This window comes from Pedobacter sp. SG908 (assembly GCF_011759615.1).
Taxonomy (GTDB): Bacteria; Bacteroidota; Bacteroidia; order Sphingobacteriales; family Sphingobacteriaceae; genus Pedobacter; species Pedobacter riviphilus.
The window spans coordinates 1448328-1471166 of record NZ_JAAOYY010000001.1 but is presented as its reverse complement, the minus strand read 5'-3'; the positions used below and the strand labels follow the sequence as shown (position 1 = coordinate 1471166).

The 22839-nt window shown below is 38.6% G+C and carries 15 protein-coding genes; 4 read left to right on the top strand and 11 right to left on the bottom strand.

Annotated elements, in window-relative coordinates:
- Nucleotides 1–3: 3 nt before the first annotated feature.
- A complete protein-coding gene (locus FHT21_RS06120) occupies nucleotides 4–2370 on the top strand; it encodes a glycoside hydrolase family 127 protein (RefSeq protein WP_167293848.1) in 2367 nt (788 codons plus the stop codon).
- A gap of 591 nt (nucleotides 2371–2961) precedes the next feature.
- On the opposite strand, the gene FHT21_RS06115 is transcribed toward FHT21_RS06120, so the two are convergent.
- From FHT21_RS06115 to FHT21_RS06070, 10 genes are all read right to left on the bottom strand, one after another.
- Entirely contained in the window at nucleotides 2962–5727 is a 2766-nt protein-coding gene (locus FHT21_RS06115; protein ID WP_167293847.1) for a DUF5695 domain-containing protein, read from the bottom strand.
- Nucleotides 5728–6134: 407 nt separating this feature from the next.
- The gene (locus tag FHT21_RS06110; RefSeq protein ID WP_167293846.1) at nucleotides 6135–7910 is read right to left on the bottom strand and encodes an aminopeptidase P family protein; all 1776 of its coding nucleotides are present in this window, start codon (nucleotides 7908–7910) and stop codon (nucleotides 6135–6137) included.
- A gap of 148 nt (nucleotides 7911–8058) precedes the next feature.
- Complete coding sequence (locus FHT21_RS06105) at nucleotides 8059–8526, bottom strand: hypothetical protein (RefSeq protein ID WP_167293845.1); 468 nt, start codon at nucleotides 8524–8526, stop codon at nucleotides 8059–8061.
- A 9-nt stretch (nucleotides 8527–8535) separates the two neighbouring features.
- The gene (locus FHT21_RS06100) at nucleotides 8536–8916 is read right to left on the bottom strand and encodes a response regulator (RefSeq protein WP_167293844.1); all 381 of its coding nucleotides are present in this window, start codon (nucleotides 8914–8916) and stop codon (nucleotides 8536–8538) included.
- Between the two features lie 236 nt (nucleotides 8917–9152).
- The gene (locus FHT21_RS06095; RefSeq protein ID WP_243853878.1) at nucleotides 9153–11015 is read right to left on the bottom strand and encodes an alkaline phosphatase; all 1863 of its coding nucleotides are present in this window, start codon (nucleotides 11013–11015) and stop codon (nucleotides 9153–9155) included.
- Nucleotides 11009–12532, bottom strand: coding sequence for a RagB/SusD family nutrient uptake outer membrane protein (locus tag FHT21_RS06090; protein ID WP_167293843.1), 1524 nt, complete (start codon nucleotides 12530–12532; stop codon nucleotides 11009–11011). Before FHT21_RS06090 ends, FHT21_RS06095 begins: the two co-directional genes overlap by 7 nt.
- Nucleotides 12533–12543: 11 nt before the next feature.
- On the bottom strand, nucleotides 12544–15777 hold the full coding sequence (locus tag FHT21_RS06085) for a TonB-dependent receptor (protein WP_243853876.1): 3234 nt from the start codon (nucleotides 15775–15777) through the stop codon (nucleotides 12544–12546).
- 238 nt (nucleotides 15778–16015) lie between these two features.
- Nucleotides 16016–16960 carry a FecR domain-containing protein gene (locus FHT21_RS06080; RefSeq protein ID WP_167293842.1) on the bottom strand — a complete coding sequence of 315 codons (945 nt, stop codon included), beginning with the start codon at nucleotides 16958–16960 and terminating at the stop codon, nucleotides 16016–16018.
- A gap of 63 nt (nucleotides 16961–17023) precedes the next feature.
- Nucleotides 17024–17587 carry an RNA polymerase sigma-70 factor gene (locus FHT21_RS06075; protein WP_167293841.1) on the bottom strand — a complete coding sequence of 188 codons (564 nt, stop codon included), beginning with the start codon at nucleotides 17585–17587 and terminating at the stop codon, nucleotides 17024–17026.
- Nucleotides 17588–17900: 313 nt separating this feature from the next.
- Entirely contained in the window at nucleotides 17901–18905 is a 1005-nt protein-coding gene (locus FHT21_RS06070) for an LLM class flavin-dependent oxidoreductase (protein ID WP_167293840.1), read from the bottom strand.
- A gap of 452 nt (nucleotides 18906–19357) precedes the next feature.
- Between FHT21_RS06070 and FHT21_RS06065 the strand changes: the two genes are divergently transcribed.
- The 3 genes from FHT21_RS06065 (at nucleotide 19358) to FHT21_RS06055 (ending at nucleotide 21852) form a co-directional block, all read left to right on the top strand.
- Nucleotides 19358–20083 (top strand): LytTR family DNA-binding domain-containing protein, encoded by a 726-nt coding sequence (locus tag FHT21_RS06065; protein ID WP_167293839.1) that lies wholly within the window; start codon nucleotides 19358–19360, stop codon nucleotides 20081–20083.
- Between the two features lie 235 nt (nucleotides 20084–20318).
- Nucleotides 20319–21458, top strand: a complete 1140-nt coding sequence (locus FHT21_RS06060; RefSeq protein ID WP_167293838.1) for a histidine kinase — start codon at nucleotides 20319–20321, stop codon at nucleotides 21456–21458.
- A gap of 181 nt (nucleotides 21459–21639) precedes the next feature.
- Complete coding sequence (locus FHT21_RS06055) at nucleotides 21640–21852, top strand: hypothetical protein (RefSeq protein WP_167293837.1); 213 nt, start codon at nucleotides 21640–21642, stop codon at nucleotides 21850–21852.
- A 249-nt stretch (nucleotides 21853–22101) separates the two neighbouring features.
- On the opposite strand, the gene FHT21_RS06050 is transcribed toward FHT21_RS06055, so the two are convergent.
- Nucleotides 22102–22545: a hypothetical protein gene (locus tag FHT21_RS06050; protein ID WP_167293836.1), complete on the bottom strand. Its 444-nt coding sequence runs from the start codon at nucleotides 22543–22545 to the stop codon at nucleotides 22102–22104.
- Nucleotides 22546–22839: the final 294 nt, after the last annotated feature.

The window sequence follows — 22839 nt, the reverse complement described above, 5'->3', positions numbered from 1 at the left end:
ATTATGAATTATCACCTTGGCAAAAGCCTGTTCAGCTGTGCGCTCTTTTTCGCGCTTAGTGCTAATGCTCAAAACTATGTCCCTCATTTTAACGATAGCCGCGTAAAGGTTAAAAACACTACGCCAATTAAAGCCTATGCCTTCGATCTTTCGCAGGTAAGCCTCTTGGAAAGCACTTTTAAAAAGGCTATGAAAGCCGATGAAGCTTACTTATCGGTTATTGATGCTGACCGTTTACTTTCAGGCTTTAGAAAGAACGCAGGTTTAACACCAAAGGCTAAAATTTATGGCGGATGGGAAGGAGATGGTTTGGCCGGGCATTCGCTGGGGCATTACCTTTCGGCAATATCTATGCAATATGCTTCGAGCAGAAATCCTGCATTTCTAAAAAAAGCAAATTATATTGTAGATGAACTGGCTGAGTGCCAGAAAGCCAGAAAAAACGGCTATTTAGGTGCCTTCACCAATGAAGACAAAATTTGGGGTGAACTGGCAAAAGGCAATGTTAAAACCGGGGGATTCGACCTGAATGGCGGCTGGGCACCATGGTACACTGTACATAAAATTATGGCAGGTTTACTAGATGCCTATCTGTACACCAACAATAAAAAAGCTTTGAGCTCATGCGTGGCATTGGCCGATTGGACAGGCACTACCATTGGCGGCTTAAATGACGAACTTTTACAAAAAATGTTGTTCTGTGAATATGGTGGTATGGCAGAGACTTTAGTTAATCTCTATTCTATTACCGGAGAAAAAAAATACCTCGATTTATCTTACAAATTCTACGACAAGCGTATACTTGATCCATTGGCACAGCAAACAGATATTCTTCCGGGAAAACATTCTAATACACAGATCCCTAAAATTATTGCCAGTGCCAGACGCTACGAAATTATAGGCGACCAAAGAGATAAAACCATTGCCGATTTCTTTTGGAAAACCATTGTTTACCACCACTCTTATGTAACTGGCGGAAACAGTAATTACGAATACCTGAGTGAGCCGGATAAATTGAATGATAAGCTCACAGAAAACACCACCGAAACCTGCAATACTTACAACATGCTCAAACTTACCGGGCACCTGTTTGCAGAAAATCCATCGGCCGAACTATTCGATTATTATGAAAAAGCGCTGTATAATCATATACTGGCTTCGCAAAACCACGACGATGGTATGACCTGTTATTTTGTACCACTACGCATGGGCGGAAAAAAAGAATACAGCGATAAATTTAACACTTTTACCTGTTGCGTAGGTACCGGCATGGAAAATCATGTTAAATACAATGAAAGCATTTATTCGAGAGGAAGTGATGGGAGTTTATATGTGAATCTTTTTATTCCGTCGGTTTTAGATTGGAAGGAAAAAGGAATAAAAATTATGCAACAAACAGCTTTACCGCAAGGCGACCAAACGAGTTTAACTATTAGTGTAGCCAAAACTTCAAGATTTTCTATACGAGTGAGAAAACCAAAGTGGTCTACCGAAACAACAATCGCGGTGAATGGACAACTACAAAAAATTACTCCGGATGAAACCGGCTATTACGTAATTACCCGTAGCTGGAAAAACAATGATAAAATCACTTATGTAACTCCAGAAAAACTTTATACAGAAGCCATGCCGGATAATGCTGACCGTAGGGCTGTTTTTTATGGTCCGGTGTTATTGGCTGGTATTTTAGGCGTAACAGAACCCGACCCTATTAAAGGTGTTCCTGTATTTGTAAGTGCCAACAACGATCCTAAAGATTGGCTAGGTGTAGTAAATAAACAAGAACTTCAATTTAAAACCAAGAATATTGCTCAACCTCAAGATGTTACACTTATTCCATTTTATCAAACCAAAAACCAGTATTATAGTGTTTACTGGGATGTATTTACCCCAGAAAAATGGACGGTACAACAAAAAATATACGATGAGCAGAAACGTAAACAGAAAGAATTAGAAGATAAAACTACTGATGTATTCAGGTTTGGCGAAATGCAGCCAGAGCGCGACCATAACTTTACCGCAGCCAAAGAATATATGGGCGAAGACCATGGCAGTAAATGGCGTATTGCAGGTGAAAATGGCTTCTTACAATTTGAGGTAAAAGTAGATCCAGCTTTGCAGAACACCATAATTGCTTCTTATTGGGGCATGGATAACCGCGGTCGGAATTTTGATGTGCTGGTTGATGGCGTAAACATTGCTACCGAAGATCTGAACAGATATAAAGAAAGCCGTTTTTATGATATCTCTTATAAAATCCCTGTCGAATTAACTAAAGGCAAAAATAAAGTAACCATAAAACTATTCCCTAAAGCAAAAAACAGCGCAGGTCCCATTTATAAGTTAAGGGTGATTAAGGAAAGTTTATAAATATTTTTTTTAGCCACGAAAACACAGAAGACACAGAGATAGGTATAGTCCGCGTTTGTAACGCGGATTATTAAAATCCACATTTGTAATGTGGCAATAACAGTTGCTATACGGGCGATGAAATTCTCATTCATCCTCGTTTGCAACGAAGACGATTGGAAAAACTTTTTCGAAAGATGACAATCTGCAAAAAATATCGTTGTTGTAAGAAGACCTCTTCAGGCGATGAAGCAGCAACGATATTTCCAAAGAAATCTATCATTCTTCCCGCAATGAAGAACTTTCTTAAATTAAATGGACAATATTACTATAATAGATCATAATAATTTCTTAAACAATAAATTAAAATATCTTATTTAAAGTAAAAATATAGCTATTATAAAGCTCATTTTGATCATATTAATTCTTATTGATAAGTTAGAAAAAACAACATCTAAAATCTTAATCAAATCAATTACAGATAATTAAAATAAAATACTTTAATAAAGTATATAAATAAGCAATATATACTACTGAATATCAGAATAAAGTTACCACAAAAAAAGCCCCGTATTTTTTATTTCACGGGGCCCAGACAGAGATGAATTAATATTATCTTTGAAGAACGACTTCGGTGGTATGTGCTTTTGCAAGCGGAAACTCGTATCCTCCCCTCTTCTTAAAACCATTACCTTTTATTGAATAAACACCAATCCCATTAACCTTTGCTGGCTGCGACAACCTCAACAGGGCATTAGGTGAATATTCATTTGCTTTACTTAGTTTTAAGCGAATTTCTCCATTTATGGTATTGTAATTTACGTCATCAATGGTTCCGGCATCAAGACTAATCCAAAGGCCCACAGGAGCGATGTAAACTGCAGATTTTGCCGCCGTTGTTAATTTAACATTGATGATATTACCCATTTTATTCACATTTCCGCCGAAAGCTAACCAACCAAATTCAGGATGCTGTAAAATGTAAGATGAAGTATTAACAGCATAGCCAAAAAAACCAGATCCATAATCGCCAGTAATACCATCATTTTTTAAGGTTGATGGATAAGCATGAAATGCTGCAGGCGCAAAACCTTCTTGTGTGATATTGGAAATTGCGCCCAATAACCCACCGTAGCCGGCACGTAAAAGATAAAAATCGTTGGGATTTTTACGGTAATCCATTAATACTGGAATGGCATTGAGCGCAGAACCATAATGATGGATCATCCGTTCTATACGCGAAAGTTTACCCCCGTAAAGAAAATCCCAGTACCGACGGGCATTACCGTTATAGGCCCAATGCGGCAGCACAGGCATGTAGGCCAATATAGCTTCAAGCGTTACATCTGCCTTATCCTGGTAGCCAAAATAGCTTGACCATACATAAACTTCTTCTTGACCTGTAGAGTCCCAAGGCATTTCACTACCAAAGGGATATTGTAAAGAACGCCAGTGGTTGGCCCGCTTTTTCATTTCATTTTCTAACCTGGTTGCTTCTGCTGTTAATCCCTCATGTTTAAGGTCGTTTAAAATGAGATAGAAGACCGTACCTTCCATCTGGCCGAACTGTGCATAATAAGGAGCGATATTAACCATCGCCATGCCTGTTTCTGCCGCATCGATAAGGTGTTGTTTCCAGCTTTGCTCGGCTACGAGACCAGTATAATTACGTGCCAACCGATACATTACCCAATGGGCCGCTGCAACATGAGGATAGTTATAAGATCTGCCCAGGTTATCAGCTTCTTTTTTTGGCCATGCAGACCACGTTTTAAAATTGATATTTTCGGCATAAGTATCTTTAGGAAGTGAATCGGGTGCGTAATAAAACAAACTCTTTTTTACGCCATATTTCTGAGGGCCATTTTTTAGTTGTATCCGCCCGAACATTACGCTATCTACAAACTGCTTTAGCTTATCGACTTCTTCTTTTTTCGGCTGTACCAATTGTTTCATTATTGCCCCCAACCACGAGCCTGCACCGCCTTCATCGCTCAAACCCGAAATCCAGGCCCTGTTATCCTGTGTTACCTGCTGTTGTTTTTCATTGTCGTAAGTAATAACAGAAGGGTTTCTTTTAAAAATAGGATCAGCCTGGTTAAACCATTGTTTCGTTGTTAAAAAATTACCATAACTCGCAATTACATCACTTTCGGCTTCAATTACTTTATAATTTATACTTTGCTCCAAACCATCTTCATAGGTAATAGACAATCTTGCCCTTCCCCAGGTATTCCCCTTTACAGAATAACTTTTCCAACCATTTTTGGTTGAACTTAAAGCACTTACTTTTAGGGCATTTTCAGGTTGGATCTGAATAGTTTTAATCTTTTTAGCGTAGTTAATAAACAATTTCCCTTCCACATCTTTAGGCAGTACATAACCTGGAACAGATATGGCTACTGGTCTCTTGTTTTCGATCAGTTTGTTTTCAATGTCTTTTGCTGCTCCTGAAAGGATAAACTGGAGGGCATAACTCCGGCTTTCGCCAGGCTTTAAAATAGTCGAAGTTGGCATATTCCATTGCTCGGCATTTTTCCATTCGTTTTCGGCATAGGCTTTACTGTACACCATCCATTCGTAAAAACCTTCAAAAGCAATCCCCCTAGGTGTCCGGTCATCATTAAGTGGGTTATAAGCCTCAAATGGTGTATGCCCCAATGGTGCAACAAGCAAAGAAGGTGCATGGCCACTTAACCGGGTAACTTGCAAATAGCCAGCGTCTTTTCCGATGTAGGGATCATAAAATACATTTTTGGCATGCGTTTGCTCTAATGTTCGGCCTTCTAAAATATTATCGAAAATCATCGGGATGCCAAGCGCACCAATTTCTACGTTTTTATCAGTCTTGTTTTTCAGCTCGAAGCGCAGTACCAGTTTTCCGTTCAACATTTCCCAGATCCGTTTAACCTGCAATGGAATATCGGCCGGAAGTGTTGCAGCAAGATCGGCAGCAGCAAGTACATTTTTACCTATAGAAATGTTTTTCACAGGGCTCCGTTTTGCCGCAGTGCTGTAGCCTTTCCAGGTTTCTTCGCCAATATAACGTAATCTTAAATTGATATCACCCAAATGATATAAACCATCAGAACTACGCACTTTTAAACTATCGCTGGGTACAAAATCGAAATCCTTAACCATTTTAGGCTGAAGACCCGCCACAGTTTGTGATGATTTAACAAGCTTTAGATTAAATGCCCCAGCATTGTAGATTGAAAAACCATTTTCCAAACCTAAAGTAGACGGCTTTTTACCTAAAGCAATCCACGGCGATTGGGCCTGAATTACCTCAATATTTAGAAAAGATAAAATACAGCAAAATATTGCTTTAAAAGTTATTATAGATAAAGCGCGCTTCTTTTGTGATTTAACAATCATGATGATAAATGAGATTTAGGAATGTAGTTAAAATCAAAAATAAAATTTAAAAAGTAAAGCGGGTATCTAAGTTGAAAATAGCGCAAAATCGGTAAAGAATTGGTGCATTTACGGGAAGTTTAGCGTGAGATATGATGATCAGTTCTGTGATCTCCCAGATTACGCAAAGCAGGCAGATTAATACCACATGAGGGGAAACTTAGCCCATTGGTACTACATTGGCTGCATAAACGTTATTAACCATAAGATCATTTAAGCTCTTATGTTATAAAAAATAGCGATAAGGGTATTCGACAAGTTCAGACTGATAACCATTATATTGAAGTCCCTACCGCTAGCGGATGCATTAAGATTGCTTCATCTAATGAAAAATCGGCTTCAGCAATGACGATACCTCAAGACAATGATTAAATCGATCTACATTTCTCTTTTAACCACCTTGCTTCTGCTATTGAAAGATGCGGCTCAAGTTGATCAAACACTTGCTGATTATATTGATTTAACCAGGCGATTTGATCTGCTGCTAAAAGTGTTTTATTGATGATAGCGGTATCGATAAAACATAAAGTTAAGGTTTCAAAAGTGAGAAAATCGCCAAATTCACTACTTCCCTTAGGAATACATAAAACCAGGTTTTCGATACGAACACCATGTTTTCCTGGTCGATAAATTCCAGGTTCTATGGAAGTTACCATCCCTGGCTTAAAGACAACATCTACATTGGCTGGACTAATATTCTGAGGTCCTTCATGTACATTCAGGAAAAAACCAATACCATGCCCAGTTCCATGTCCAAAATTTATAGCCTGTTCCCACAGTGGTTTTCTACAGATAGAATCGATTTGATAACCTTTGGTCCCCTCCGGAAAGATAAGTTTAGAACCCTCAATCAGTCCTTTTAACACCAAGGTATAATCATCGGCCTGGGTTGATGAGCTATTACCAATAGGCATTACCCTGGTAATATCGGTTGTGCCATACAAATACTGGCCTCCGGAATCGACAAGAAACAAACCATCACCTAAAATTTCCTGATTGCTTTCTGCCGTTATGCTATAATGTGGCAATGCACCATTTGCATTATAACCAGCTATGGTATTGAAACTCAAACCCACGAAAGATGTTTGTTCTGCCCTAAACGCAGCTAATTTCTCTGCTGCAGACCATTCTGTAATCTTTTCTTTTCCAAAATGATCTTCCATCCATTTAAAAAACCTAGTTAAAGCTACCCCATCGTTTAACATCGCCCTGCGGATATGATTAATTTCAGTACTGTTTTTTAAGCTTTTTAAATGCGTACTTGGATTAATACCTGAAATTATTTTGGAACCACTTGGTAAACATTCATACAAACCGAAACAGGTACGTTTTGGATCGATAAAAATCTGTGTAGCTTTTGGTAAATTTTTTAGTGCTTCGGCCACTTCAGCATAGGGACGTAAAGTTACACCTTGCTGATTTAAAGTTTCAATATCAGTTTGCGTCAACTTTTGTTTATCCATAAAGAGTTTTACCTCTACAGGTGTTATTAAAGCAAAACTTAAAACTACAGGATTATAATCTACATCATTTCCCCTTAAATTAAATAGCCAGGCAATGTCATCAAGCGATGAAATGAAATGATAATCTGCCCCATTTATTTTTAAAGCAGCTCTTACCTCTTTTATTTTAGCCGAAATGGTAAGTCCTGCAGCTTCTTCGCTAATTAAAAAGGCATTTTCTTTAGGTAGCCCTACCCTATCCAGCCAGATAGTGCTGATAAAATCAACATCAATTATCGCTATTTCCCGTTGTATTAAACTATTCTGCATCTCGAGAGCTAAACCTACCGTAATCAGCTGGTGGTTAAAGCCTACTTTTGCCCCCTTTGGCAAAGCCTGGAGCAACCAATCGATATATTCGGGGGTATGCGGCACTTTCAACTTTACCAATTCGTAACCAGAACCACTTAATTGTGTTTCTGCCTGCGTAAAATATCTCGAATCAGTCCAGAGCCCTGCAAAACCCTGAGTAATGACTAGCGTGCCAGCTGACCCTGTAAAGCCGCAAGCAAAAGGAATGGCTTTATAATGCGCAGGTAAATACTCACTGATGTGTGGATCTGCAGCTGTAATAACATAAGCATCTATTTTTTGAGCAGCCATTAATTGGCGCAGGGCCTGCAATTTTTCTACAAAGGTCATGTTGAAGAAGAGTTTTTGTTGGGCCAAATTTAAATATTACATTGGCATTAGTGTTTAGAACAAACAGAATTAATGTAAAATTTGAAGACACAACAGATTCTGATTTCGCCAGAATCTGTGTTTACCTTTAAAAAAGGTAGAATAAACACTAAACGTACCGATCGATTGCAGGAGCTTTAATCACCTCATAACTAGCCGATTTCTGAAAGCACCGTACTTTAAAAACAAGAGCAGATTCTCTTTGAGCCAGCGCATGAATACCTAGTGTAAAGCGCTCTTGGAAACGTTTAAGACAAGCCTCTTTATGGCAAATTATTTCGTAACAGCCTACATTTTCTACAACAACATCAAGCACATACTTAGGCCATTGTTTTTTAATCAAATTTGGCAACCAGCTAAACTGCTGCATATTAATCAAATCTCCCATCCCTTCAATTGCCATCGGAGGAATATCTTCACCAACTATCTGGGTCCAGTTGCCCTCAACTTCATCAATAATACCCAGCACTTTACACCCAGACAGCACCAACCATGGATCTTCCATACTGGCCCTCATTAACTGGTAGGGTACATCTTCTAAAAGTTCCTGTTCAAAAACGTACGTAAGTTCGATCATAAGCTATTTTCAATTGTTTATCGGCAGATTATTAAGCCGCATCAGTTTATGAATAGTGCCGGCAAAACGTTTCATTGATATCGGTTTGCCAAGATAACATTCAAAGTGAGAATCTATTTCTCTCACCTCATTTTCAAGGTGGGAAGATGCGTAAATCACAAACCTGGCTTTGGAACGAAGATGCTGAGACAATTCAGTCCCCTTCATTCCATTCATATCTATATCTAAAAAAAGAAAATCGATTCTATCGCCACCACTAATTGTTTTTAATGCATCAATGGGATTATTAAAGGTGCTAAACAGTTTTAAAAAACAGGTATCTTCAATATAATCATGAAGTAAATCAATCGCATGCTGTTCATCATCAACAATTGCACAGCTGTAATACATAGGCAAATTAAGATAGGCTGCACAAAGCTTAACAATGTTAACCTTAATTCCTATAGGCAGATAGAAAAAGGGTAAAAGTACGGTAGTAATTGAGCGTACTAATGAGACATTATATCACATCTTGTGCCTCTTTCGTAATAAAACCGTAATACAACAACTTTGGCTACCATATTAAATCAACGGGAAACCAATTGCTCAATGTTTCCCGCTGATCAATACAGCACTTATCCCATTTTTTATTGCGTTTTCTTTAAACGATAAGCCTCGATGATTTTATAAAAAATCTGATGGTTAGGATATATCCCCATAAAGGCTTCCGAGCCGGGGCCGTAAGCAAATACCGGCACCATGATATTGGTATGATCGTCTGTACTGAAATTGCCACGAATGGTTCCTTTTCGATAAGAGGCATCCAGTAGCGACAGTCCTCCGGTTTCATGATCGGCAGTTACGATTACCAAAGTTTCGCCATCCTGATCAGCAAACTTTAAGGCTTCACCCACCAGGCGATCGAAATCTTGTTGTTCGGTTACCGCAAAAGGCAAATCGTTTGCATGCCCGCCATGATCAATCTGTGCCCCTTCTGCCATGATGAAAAATCCTTTTTTATTTTTTGAGAGCAATTCAACCGTTTTTAAGAACGAAGTCTTCAGCATTTCTCCACGGCCTTCCAATATTTTCCGCGTGGCAGAATCGTCTAAAAGTACCACTTGCTTATTCGCATTTGAGGCAACAAAACTTTTTAGGTCTTTCTGCAGTATATAACCCTTGGCCAAGATGTTATCCATCAGTTTTTGGTCTGGGTTTTCGGTAAAACTTTTGCGTTTTGAGCCAACCAGAATATCAACATGACTGTTCTGAAAATCGGCTGCAATTTCCTTTGTCATAGATCGTTCAAGCTGATGAGCATAAAATGCTGCAGGTGTGGCGTCAGTAATATCACCACTACTGATGATTCCGCTTGTAAGACCATAGGGAGCCAAAATATCAGGAATAGATTGAAGTGCTTTACCTGTAGAATCGATGCTGATATAGCGGTTATTGGTTTTATGCCCAGTAGCCATGGCCGTTGCACCCGCTGCAGAATCGGTAAAATCTGAATTCGAAGCTTCTGTACGTGAAAGGCCCAGATGTTTTATCGTGATGATGTTGGATTGACCAAAATTAGCGCTCAACCCTGCCTGAATTTGTGCCAGCCCCATTCCATCTCCTATTAGAAGAATAACATTTTTGGCTTTGGTTTTTAATCCATCGCTTTTGTAAGTTGGCTGGTAAGGCTTATATGCTTTCGGATTGCTATACTCTAGTTTAGTCCTGTTCTGATAAAAATCTTTTAACACCACCGGATGGTCGGTTCCGATCCAATCAACCCCCATATGCTCCAATTCTTTCCAACTGTTCGGACTATCTTTGGTTGCCCAAAAACGAAAGGGTTTGCCTAATGCATGTACTTTTGCAATCACCGCTTTCATTTTTTCTAAATCGGTTGGCGTTGGTGTACCTTTTCCGTTCCATACCGAATAATGAGAAATATCATCGCTGATCATCCCAATGCGTTTTAACTGATCACTCGTGTACTGATTTGCGGGCCGGCCATCAAAACTGATGAGTGATGGATAATCCTTAAACTTTTCGGCAGGCGGAACAGCCCCGCTCATTACAATTTTAATGGCCGAAGGATTGATCTGTTGATCGAAAACAGGTTCGTTACCTTTTAAATCGGCCAGCAATTTCGGGATCACGTGTTCATAATCCTCCTTTATATCAATTACCAGTTGAAGTTTTTGTTTCGGATCGGGATAAGGATGGCTGGCATGATCTTTAAAAAATGCCACCAGTGGATCAATATATAATTTTTTCAATGTTTTGCCCGGGGCGATTTCGCTACTTTCGTGGGCAACAAACAACTCTCCATTACGGTAAAACACATCTGCCTCGATTGATCCCATACCGGCATAATAGGCCTCCAATAAAGGTATCTGCTGCTTATAATCATTATGGCTGTGCCCATTACTGGCATTCAGTTTCTGCTGAGCAGAAACTGAATGTACGCCTAAACCCAATAATAAAAGGAGGATCAGTTTATTCGATTTTACCATCCTATGTTCTGTTTAATTACACCCCCACTGTTATCAATTTCTCTTTGTGGCACCGCCCATACATCATGCACTTGTGGATTGAAGTTTCTTGCCGGCCAGATTACAGTGCCATCAAAATCGTGTAAAGGTTTTGCATAAGCGGCCTGTGCATCGCCCCATCTCACCAAATCTCGGTGACGATCAGCCCATTCTCCCGCAAGTTCGTTGCGGCGTTCGCGCTTAAGGTCATCGATAGTCATTCCTGTTTTGGCACCTAAACCTGCACGTAGTCTGATTTTGTTCAGCTCGGTATCACCTGCCCCTGCACCGCTAAGATTAATTGCAGCTTCTGCTTTGATCAGCAATACTTCTGCGTAGCGCATTAAGGGTACATTTAGATCTGTTGTTCCATTATCACCATTAGGGTTAACGTGTGTTGGAATTGGGTTGGCATAAGAAAAAGGCTCCATATATTTTTTAAACTGGTAATTTGAAGTCGCTCCTCCATCTTTGGTAAAACTACGCTCGGCACCAAAGAACATAAATTTATCGCCAGGTTTTAAAATAGTAGCTTCCCTGCGTTGATCGCCAGCCTCGTAAGAATCATAAAGTTCTTTGGTTGGCAGGTAATAACCCCATCCATTGTAAATCCCCCATGCTTTGTTAGTTAACATTACACCCGGAAGCTTGCTGCCCCAGCCTGTTCCGCCACCGCTTGGTGTACAAACTACAGACCAGATATATTCTTTAGACCAGTTATTAGCTGCTTTAAATACATCGGCAAACCCCGTATTGATTAAATCATGCTGACCTGAAGTGATGACCATATCAGCATATTTAGCAGCATTTGCATAATCTTTTTTATAAAGATAAACTTTTGAGAGATAGGCCCATGCAGCAGTTTTATGTGCTTTACCATAATCAGTAGGCTTCATTGCCGAAAAGAACGGAAGGTTATCAGCAGCCTTTAACAGAAGCGAAATAATGTAGTCGTAATTTTCGTTTACGTTTTTAGCACGTGGAACGGCAATGGCAGGATTGGCATCGGGTGTTACAATCGGCACACCAGCTTTATCGTTGCCATAATTTGCAGCCAGCTGAAAATAAACCAAACCTGCATTGAAATAAGCATCACCAATAATCTGTTTTTTTAAACTTTCATCCATAGTAATTTTAGGCACATTGTTGATGATATCGTTGGCACGTTTGATAATGGCATAACGCATACTCCACTGCGATTCGGTATAACCACCGCCTACATAAGTACGGTTAAAGTTTTTAATGTTATCGGCCTCGGGCTTGTTGCGGCCGGTAACCATATCATCACTGGCATTGATAAACCAGAACATTCCACGCCCATAAAAGTCTTCAGCATTATAGTTTTCATACATTCCTGCTTCAGCCTTGATGGCATCTTCTTTTGTTTTCCAGAAATTTTGTGCCGATGGAGAGCCTTCGGGCGTAATATCAAGCTGTTTGGTACATGATGAAAAAACAGCAAGGGCGGCAAATGCCATATATTTAAAATTCGTTTTCATTGTTGTTGTGATTATAAATTTACACTTAAACCAAGGATAAAGCTTCTGGCTTGTGGGTAACGACCAACGTCCAATCCATAGTTATCCATTCCTATTTCCGGATCAAAGCCTGAGTATTTAGTGATGGTAAATAAATTATTAGCAGAAGCATAAATCCTAACTGCACCTGTTTTTAACTTATTGGTTAATTTATTTGGCAAGCTATAACCTAAGGTTACATTACGGATACGCAGGTAAGAACCGTTTTCTACATAAAAATCAGAAGCTGCAAAATTTCCGTTGGCATCGCTGGTTGAAATAATCGGCACTTTGCCACCTGGATTCTCTGGCGACCAGGCATCAAGAATGCCTACCAGTTTATTGTAAGAAGGACCACTTGCACTATAAGTTGTACGTTTTACGGCATTGAATAATTTATTGCCCTGTACGCCTTGTGCAAAAATATTAAAGTCGAAATTTTTATAGCTTGCATTAAAACTTAATCCATATGAGAAATCAGGATAAGCACTGCCTGCAAAATAACGGTCTTTGCTATCAATAGATCCGTCGCCATTGATATCTACAAATTTAAAATCACCTGCTTTTGCGTTCCGCTGAATCTTGGTTCCCTTAGCATTTTTATAGTTGTCGGCTTCTGCCTGGCTCTGAAAAATACCGTCTGTTTTCAACACGTAGTAACTGTACAAAGGTTGACCAACCCTATTTACTAATGGAGCAAGCTCGTTACGGAAATTGGTTGATAATGGCATGTTTTCCAATCCTTCGCCCAAGCTTAGTACCATGTTGTTTACTTTTGTAAGCGTTGCATTAACCGAATAGGTAAATTCTGCGTTTTTATTGCTGCTATAAGTTAAACCCAACTCTACTCCCTTGTCTCTAACTTTACCGGCATTAATCGTTTGCGAATTTAGGCCCGCCGTACCAGGAAGTGGACGGGTTAAGATCATATCGTTGATATCTTTAATGAAATAATCTGCATTTAAGCTCAAACTGCCCAATACCGTTACATCTAAACCTATATTCGTTTGCTTACTTTTGGCCCATCTGATATTTGGATTAGGCAATACTGTTGAAGCATAACCTGTTTGTAAAGTTGGTGTTTGACCAAAATAACTTTGTGTTGCTACTAAAAGCGGGTTTACGTCTTCTTGTCTCAAACTGGCCAGGTTACCTAAAACACCATAACTTCCTCTCAATTTCAATTCATTTAACCAGGTAATATCTTTAAGAAAATCTTCTTTGGTTAACAGCCAGCCTGCAGATGCAGAAAAATAATCCCTTGTCCTGTTGTCTTTCATCAATATCGATGTACCATCTCTGCGTCCGATTAACGACACCAGATATTTCTCTTTGTAGTTATAATTGGCTCTAAAAAGTAATGACGATAGGGCATTTGCACTGAAATAACTAGTTGATGGCTGTACAATAGTGGCATTAGTAAGATACCTGTATTGTGGAGATTCATCATCAAATCCAGCACCAGATGTATATAAGCTATAATTCTTTGTTTTCTGGAAAGTATAACCGCCAGTAATATCTAAGTTATGGTTACCAAACGATTGTTTGTAGCTTAATATCTGTTCAGCAAGAAAATCGTTTGTTTGGAAACTGTTTTGTTGTAAGCTATTGCTTAATACCGGTTTCCCAACTTCAGGCCTTTTTGGCGTGAACCCCTTAAACTGCGTATCTTTTTTTGTAATGCTTAAATTAGATTTAAAGGTTAAGCCTTTAGCCAGTTTTAAGGTTACATATGGGTTGATTACCATAATGTTTGAAGGATTATTAATATCTATGCGCATCAATTCGGCCACTGGGTTAATAATATCGCCATAATCACCAGCGAATTGCCCACCAGGCAAACCGGCAAAACTTCCGTCAGGGTTGTAAGGTGTTCCGTTTGTAGGATAGTAAATTGCAGAAAGTAAAGCTCCTGTATAATCGCTGCTGGTGTTGGCACCATTTCCGTTTGTGCTGCTATACGAAAAGTTTTCGCCAACTTTTAGCCAATTGCTTACCTCATGCTCAGTGTTGATGCGGAAGTTGTAACGTTTGGTATTGGTATTTAACACAATCCCTTCAGCATTGCGGTAATTGAAACTTAAATAATAATTCGACTTCTCAGATCCTCCATTAATAGCGGCGTTGTAATCCTGCAATAAACCATCTCTAAACACTTCGTCCATCCAATTGGTACGGGTAATCTGTCCGTCAGGATATTTAGATGGGTCAAAAGCAGGTAATACGGTATTACCACCATTTTTAGCTGCCGTTGCCGCAACCTGTGCACGTTGTTGAGCATTTAATGGCTGTAGTTTTCTCCAGGCGCTCTGCTGCCCTAATTTAGCATCAAAACTGATCTGCATTTTGCCGTTTTTACCTTTCTTAGTGGTAATTAATACCACTCCGCCCGATGCTCTTGCACCATAAATAGCTGCAGATCCATCTTTTAATACAGAAATAGATTCGATATCGTTAGGATTAAGCTGAGGTACTCCCAAAAAGATAGAACCGTCTATTACATAAAGTACACTTTCGCCATTAAGACCACCCGACCCCCTGATGTTGATACGTGGTGTAGAAGTCGGATCGCCACCTTCGTTGGTTACAATTACACCTGGCGTTTTTCCTGCCAGAACTTCGCCCACGCTATTAAGCGACCTAGAAGAAAGTTTATCCAATGATGCAATACTGATTGCACCTGTAAGTGTTTCTTTTTTCTGGGTTCCATAACCCACCACCACTACATCTGCAAGCGTAGAACGTTCTTCACTCAAAACCATGTTGATTACTTGACTATCGCCAATTTTCGCCTCTTTAGTACGGTAACCAATCATGGAGAACGAAAGCACGGCATCGGCACCAACTTCAATGCGGTAGGCACCATTTCCGTCGGTAATGGTGCCACTTTGAGTGCCTAGCACTTTTACCGAAACACCTGGAAGCGCCAAACCTGCAGTATCTCTTACTACTCCGGTGATGATCCGGTCTGGCTTGTTTAGCACGGCGTTATTTAAAATTACGTATTCGCCTTTTTCCAATACCTGTAAGCCCAGCCTGTCTAAAAGCGACCTTACCGGCTCTGTAGTGAAATCGCCGCTTACAAGCATGTTTTTTTGTTGTAACTGGTCTGGGTTGTACACAAAACTAAGCCCGGTACGTGATTCGATTTCTTTGATGATCTCGGTCATTTTACGGCCTTTATTTATGGTAATGTTAACCGTGGTTTTCTCTAATTTTTGCGCCATTCCTGACGAAGCAAGGATAGAGCTGCAAAAAATGCAAAGGATTGTAAATGTTAAACATGAGTATTTCATGATCTTATGTAGAGCTTGTGTCCTCTTAGCGGAGGTTGTTTTCATTGCTTAATTTGTTTGATTTTATTTCTGTAAAGCTTTAATTATACTGGCTTTTGTTGCCAGGAAGAAAGATTACGGCAACCGATCTGATCGGTACCGTAGATAATTTCTATATCATATCCCTATCTCATCTGCATATATTAAATGTTTTATGATTTTTTGATGCATTGAACTTGAGGTGATGCAGACTGCAGATAATATCCAAAATCTCTTCAGTAGATTGTTTGCTACTGAAAGAAGCAGTAGTTTTAAGTTTACCCAAAGTGCTATCGTTCAGCAAAATTTTAATGCTGTAAACATATTGGAGTTTATTGATGACCTGATCGAGACTTGCACCATCAAAAGCGAGTTCGACAAAGGCGACAGCTTTGGTTTTGCCAATAGCAGCCTGACCGACACTTTTATCATAGGTTAAATATTCATCTTTAATCAATGTACCGAGATTTCCTTTTCTGTCGCTTACAGCAACTTTTCCGGTAACTACGGCAACTTCGATGTGTTTACTGCCCCGATACGACTTAACCTTGAAAGAAGTACCCAGCACCCGGATATCGACTCCAGATGTGGTGTGTACCGTAAATGGTCTTTTTTCCTGGTGGGTAATCTCAAAAAAAGCTTCACCTTCTTTTAATGAGATCTGGCGGTTGTTTGAAGCAAATGCTTTAGGATAACAGAGTTTGGCAGATGGACCTAACAAAACCACTGAACCATCTGATAAAGTAATGCGTTTCTTTTGTGTACTTCCGGTAACTACAGTAATCTGATTTTCGGAGGCCACTTGGGTATTGAGTTTCCAAACGCTTATTCCCAATGTAATGGTAATGATTACGGCAGCAGCAATTCTGATAAAAGATTGGAGTTTGAATACTTTGCCATATTTTGGCTTCTGATGCATAGCAGCCTGAAGGTGAATAAACATTTGCTCCCCTATAGCTACTTTCCTATCGGCCGGTAACACCACGTCTTTTGCATGAAGTGTGGCGTACCACTCTTCAACTGTTTTTTGCTCTTGCGGACTTGCCTGCTGATCGATGTATTTCTGCAGCAGTTCTTTTGCCTGTTCTTCTGTCATTTAAATACATGTCAGTTGAAAAGCAGATCGGTACTAACCAAAAATGTTATCTATAAATTAACTTTATGTTAAGCCGATCAATACAGCAATTAACAGGATATAGGAAAGGCTTTTTTTAAGAAGCTTTAATGCTGCAGAGATCTGATTTTTTACCGTCTGTACAGAAACATCAAGTTCAGCAGCGATTTCTTTGATGGATTTTTCCTGTTTTCGGCTCATTGAGAATACCAATTGCATTTTTTCTGGTAAAAGTGCAATGGCTGCATCTACCTCTAGATGGAGCTCTTTTAAAATTAGTTTATCATCGGCGGCGGCGATATGCTGCTCATCCATTAGGGCTGTGAGTGCAGTTTGGTGCTGTTCTTTAATACTGCCCGACCTGAAATAATTAATCACTTTATATTTTACAGCTCCGTGTAGATAAGCACCAAGGCTCCCAGACAGATTAATCGTTTTATGATTTTCCCAAAGCGAAATAAAAATCTCCTGGGTAATATCTTGTGCAAGGGCTTCATCACCCGTTTTTTTTAGCGCAGCATCAAATATATCTTCCCAATAAACCTGGTAGATTTCTTCCATGGCCCGATGGCTTCCACACTGTAAAGATGAAAGTAAAGTTTTGCTCAAGGGATGCTGCTTTTTTTCGCAGCAAAGCTAGTAGTCCAATATTCCCTTAGTATTAATAAATCTTAAAGAGAAAGTGATGGAGGGGTGAAATGTATTCTGATAATGGAAAATATAACATGGAAAACGGACAAAATGCTACATGCATTACATCTGTCTGTAGAGTTCTGAAAGGTGCTAGGGATTATTAATAAAAAAGAGTCTCTGACTCATTATCAATATTAAGCATTAAATGCAATATTATCAAGCCATAGCGACGCTGCGCTTCACACTACGGACAGAGTTGAACACAAAGTTGGACAGGGTTAATTATATTTTATCCAAACAACCCCGCAAAAATTTTATTCGAATGCAATTTTGCCTGATGATCGTAAATATGCGAGGTACTCATTATCTCGTTTACACCGTGTTTGGCAACAAAAGCAGCTAAATTTTCTTTAATGGTTTCTGCACTGCCAATAAATGAATAGTATAACATCTGTTCTACCGCTTCTTTTTCCAACTGGTCCCAATAAACATCCATATCGTCAACGGCAGGCTTCAGCAATCCTCTTTTACCCGTTATAGCGCCTAAAAACATACGTTTTATAGAGCTTGATAAACGTTCTGCTTCCGCATCAGTATCGGCAGCAACCACATTTACACAGGCCATTACATAAGGTTCCTGTAAAAATTCAGATGGTTTAAAGTTATTTCTATAAATGGAAATCGCCTGCTCGAAATAGGTCGGTGCAAAGTGACTTGCAAAAGCATAAGGAAGTCCTTTTTCTGCTGCCAAGCGTGCACTGTCAATGCTCGAACCTAAAATCCAGATCGGGATATCCAACCCTTCTCCCGGAAAGGCCCTTACACTTGCCCGGCTATTACCGGCAGAGAAAAACTGTTGTAACTTCTCAATATCTCTGGGAAAACTATGAACTGCATTAAAGTTTTCGCCACGGATAGCCATTGCTGTAACCTGATCGGTTCCTGGTGCCCTGCCCAACCCCAAATCAATACGGTTGGGATAAAGCGAAGCCAATGTACCAAATTGTTCGGCTACAATTAATGGTGCATGGTTGGGTAGCATAATACCTCCAGAACCGACGCGAATGCTATTGGTACCGCCAGCAATGTAACCAATAAGCACGGCCGTGGCCGAACTGGCAACACTTGCCATATTATGGTGTTCGGCAAACCAATACCGTGTATAACCTAAAGTCTCAGACTGTTTAGCTAAATCAAGGCTTGCTTTAAAACTATCTGCAGCAGTAAAGCCATCTAAAACAGTTGCAAGATCGAGAACGGAATAAAGTACATCTTTCAATAAGTGATCAGCCATAAATTAAAAGGATCAGATTTATGTTGCAAAAATATCCTTAATAAAACTAAGTCTTGTTTAAATGAATATATATGACGTTTAGCCAACATAATCGATATGGCGAGTACCAAGGTAGCCATACAAAAACGAAAGCACCAACTTAGACAGCTCCGACTACAGAGGTGTAGGAGTATATATATTCTTGTAACAAAACAGATTGGCCCGTGATCTTAGCTTGATTAAAGCTTATAATTCGATTAACAAGTCCATTCAAGGTGGAGGTATATTTTTTTATAGGTATTCTAGAATATTTTATGGATTGTAGCTACTGCCAGCATCTTGTAAACTTAATTGACACATTTTTGTGTTAAATTAGTAAATAAGGAAAAGATTTAAAATTAATCCGTACAGATAGCACCCTTTTCGGTACGAAAAGGCGTAATTTCGTTATAAGAGAAACAGATTTTTTGAAGATGATTAAGTGCATAGCCATAGACGACCAGTTCAGTTCCTTAGCGGGGCTACAAAAATATATTGAGGATACGCCAAACATGCGACTCGTGCAGCAGTATACCGATCCAATTACTGCTTTAAGGGAGCTAGCCGGCTCAGAAACGGTTGATGTAATTTTTATGGATGTGGAAATGCCTCAGATTTCCGGTCTGGAATTGGCTAAGGCCATCCGCTCCAGAACCAGAAAGCTTATTTTCACCACCTCCCACCAGGAGTATGCTTTTGATGCTTTTGAAGCTGCAGGAGATGCTTATTTGCTTAAACCATATAGTTATGCCAAATTTGCCACTACCATTACCAGGCTTTTTGGACAGGAAATGACAGGTGGCACAAACGAAGATTACTTTCTAGTTAAAAACAAAGAAGAGGATCACCGTGCGGTAATGGTTAAATATGAGGATATTATCGCTTTTGAAAGTTTTCATAATTACATTAAAATACATACTGTAGGAAAAGTAATTATTGCTTATTTAAGTTTAAAAGATGTTCGTGAACAGCTTAGCATTAAGAATGGTTTTATACAGTTACACCGTGGATATATTATTGCTATTGATAAGATTTTATATGTGGATGGCAACAGGATTACCATGAACAACCACATTAGCTTTACCGTTGGAGATATTTATTATAATGAATTTAAAAATTTTATTTCTGAAAGGCTAATTATCAGTAGCCGCAAAAAATAACGGCTACTGATAAAAAACATTCAATTATAAAATGACACCTGTACTCGTAGAAACTGTTATTGTAGTTGGATCAGACACCGTTGTCGGGTTACTGATCTCTTTACTCAGTTTTTTTTTAAATACAAATAGTGTTCTTTTAGCTAGTTTTTGAGTCTTCATAATTGTTTTTTTTAGAAAACTAGCAGCGATAGCGTCCTATAACTTTAGTTGTTACACAGATAGTAAATAAGTCATTATGAATAGATTAAAACGGAGCACAAGAATGTTACGAAACTGGCTGTATACTTACCGGATACACGTAATTGCATGGTCTATATTTATATTTTGGGAAACCGTTGTGGTTATTTACTGGGTAGGTATGCCCGGTACATTTGGTAACTATGCTATTCATTACACCATTAATATCACCTTCTTTTATACCTATACTTTACTACTGGAAAAAGCAACAGCATTTCATAACGGAGCACTATGGAAAGTTCCTTTGGTTGTGATATCAACTATCTTGATTTATTTAGGTCTGGTTACTGGTGTAGACATTTTGCTAAATACCTATACCAATATTTTACCTGGAGAACTACCAAGTCTTAGAATCAGAATAGCCAAGGTGCTTTATAGAGGCTCATTTTTCCTTATTTTTTCTACAGGATATTATTTCTTAAAGCGGTTCATTAAAGAAAAAACCGAAAAATCACGGATCGAGAAACAGCGTTTTCAAATGCTTATTGATAAGGAAAAAATGGATAAGGAGCTTGCCATGTCTAAGAATGCTTTCATGAAAGCACAGATCAATCCACATCTGCTTTTTAACACGTTTGAGTTTGTACATCAGAAACTAAGCACCTACTCTCCAGAAGATGCCAAAGTAATGCTTTATCTATCCGATATGATGCGTTTTGCTGCTAATACTCAACACAATGAAGGCTATGTATATTTAAGCGAAGAAATTGCACAATGCGAAAACCTGATTGGCTTGCACCGCATTACGCAAGGCGCAATTTATATTGAGCTTGCCAGCGGCCCTGATCTTGGTGAGATTAAATTAATTCCACTTGTTTTGCTTACTATATTGGAAAACATGTTTAAACACGGAAACCTTAATGATATAGAAAATAAGGCCACTATAGATGTTTATACCTTTGATGGCAAACTGCGTATCGAAAGCCGTAATTTACCCAGATTAGTAAAAAGCAAAGTAGGCTTTGGCTCCGGAATGGACAATATTAGTAACCGACTAAAATATGCTTACCATCAAAATGCCGAAATGACTGCAGGAATTGACGAAGAAGGCTTCTATACTTTAAACATAAGTATTTCTTTAAATGCGCTAACAATAGAATCTGAAGATAAAAAAACTGAACAAACTATCGCTGTCTAGCAATTAAATTTTTCTACGTAAAAACTTCCCATAAGGCATTTTCGCATCCAGGAAGAATATTATCACTTTCTTTAACTTAATGTAACAAAATTACTACTATATTAAATCGTCTAATTGACGTTCTAGCATTTAGATAATTCGTTTATGAATTAAGTGTAAATCTTTACTAAACAGATTAGAAATGAGAAAGGGTACAATATGTTATGTAGATCAAAATGGTGTACATGGTATTATTAAAGATGAAAATGAGCAGAAAATTCAATTCTTTTTAATGGATCATCAGGAAGAAATTAGGCTCAATGATAAAATTTCATTTGAAATTGAGCTTACGGCAAAGGGACTCGCCACAACAAAAATACATGTTGTAAGCACGATAGAATTAACGCCACAATAGCACCCCAAATTAAAACTCAATAACTATAGCAATAACATTTAGTACTCGTGTACGATTCAGATAGCGAAGTATTAAAATCAAAAAGGCCACAATATCCATTGGGGCCTCTCCTTATCAACTAACTAAACGTGTATAATACTAACCAAATATTTACACCGCAAAAGTATAGACATCATATAAACCCAATATTAAGATTACGTTAAATACCCGACATTTAACACGAGATAAAATCTTTAATCCTGATAAAGATTACCATTTCTGAATAGGTTGATAACCGGATTTTTCATCCTTGCGGTTAAGTTGCTTTATAAAGTCCTCTTCAAAATCATGACTATACACTTTAAAATTGATTGCCCACTCATCTTTTATCATGGCTGGTACAAATTTTTCAAACATTTTTTCAAATGATCTGAAATTTACAAAAGGTTTGCAGATCACCATATATTCAGAATCTGAATTCACAATAATTTCTTCTATGAGCTTTGGCCATCTCCACTTAAGTTCATCCGGCAATTTTCGATACTGCTGCCGATCAATAAACAATCCTATATTTTGTAATAGTTCTTCAGGTAAAACCTCGCCTGATAATTGCTTCCATTCCTTCCCTTCTTTTATTATCCCTGCCAGTACATGGTCACAGTAGAACACGGTCCACGGCTCCTCTCTCGAAAGCTGGATAAGCTGAAAATGCATGATATCGCGATTAGGCAGATTAAAGAAAAAGTCGAGCTCGATCATCACTAATGGGGCGATACCAGATATCGCAGAATCAAAAGTATTGAACTATTTCCAAAGCACAAAAAACTCAAAGTTAAAAGCTTAATTACATGTTTAGCTCCATAAAATTTCAAAATATGAAGCGACACAATTTGTATATTTTTTAAACATTAAATAACTGTTAAAGAAAAAATTGATTTTTATCATCAAGTAAATTACAAAAACACTTAAAAAACGTAATATTAAACCTACAAAAAATTTAATTTCAAC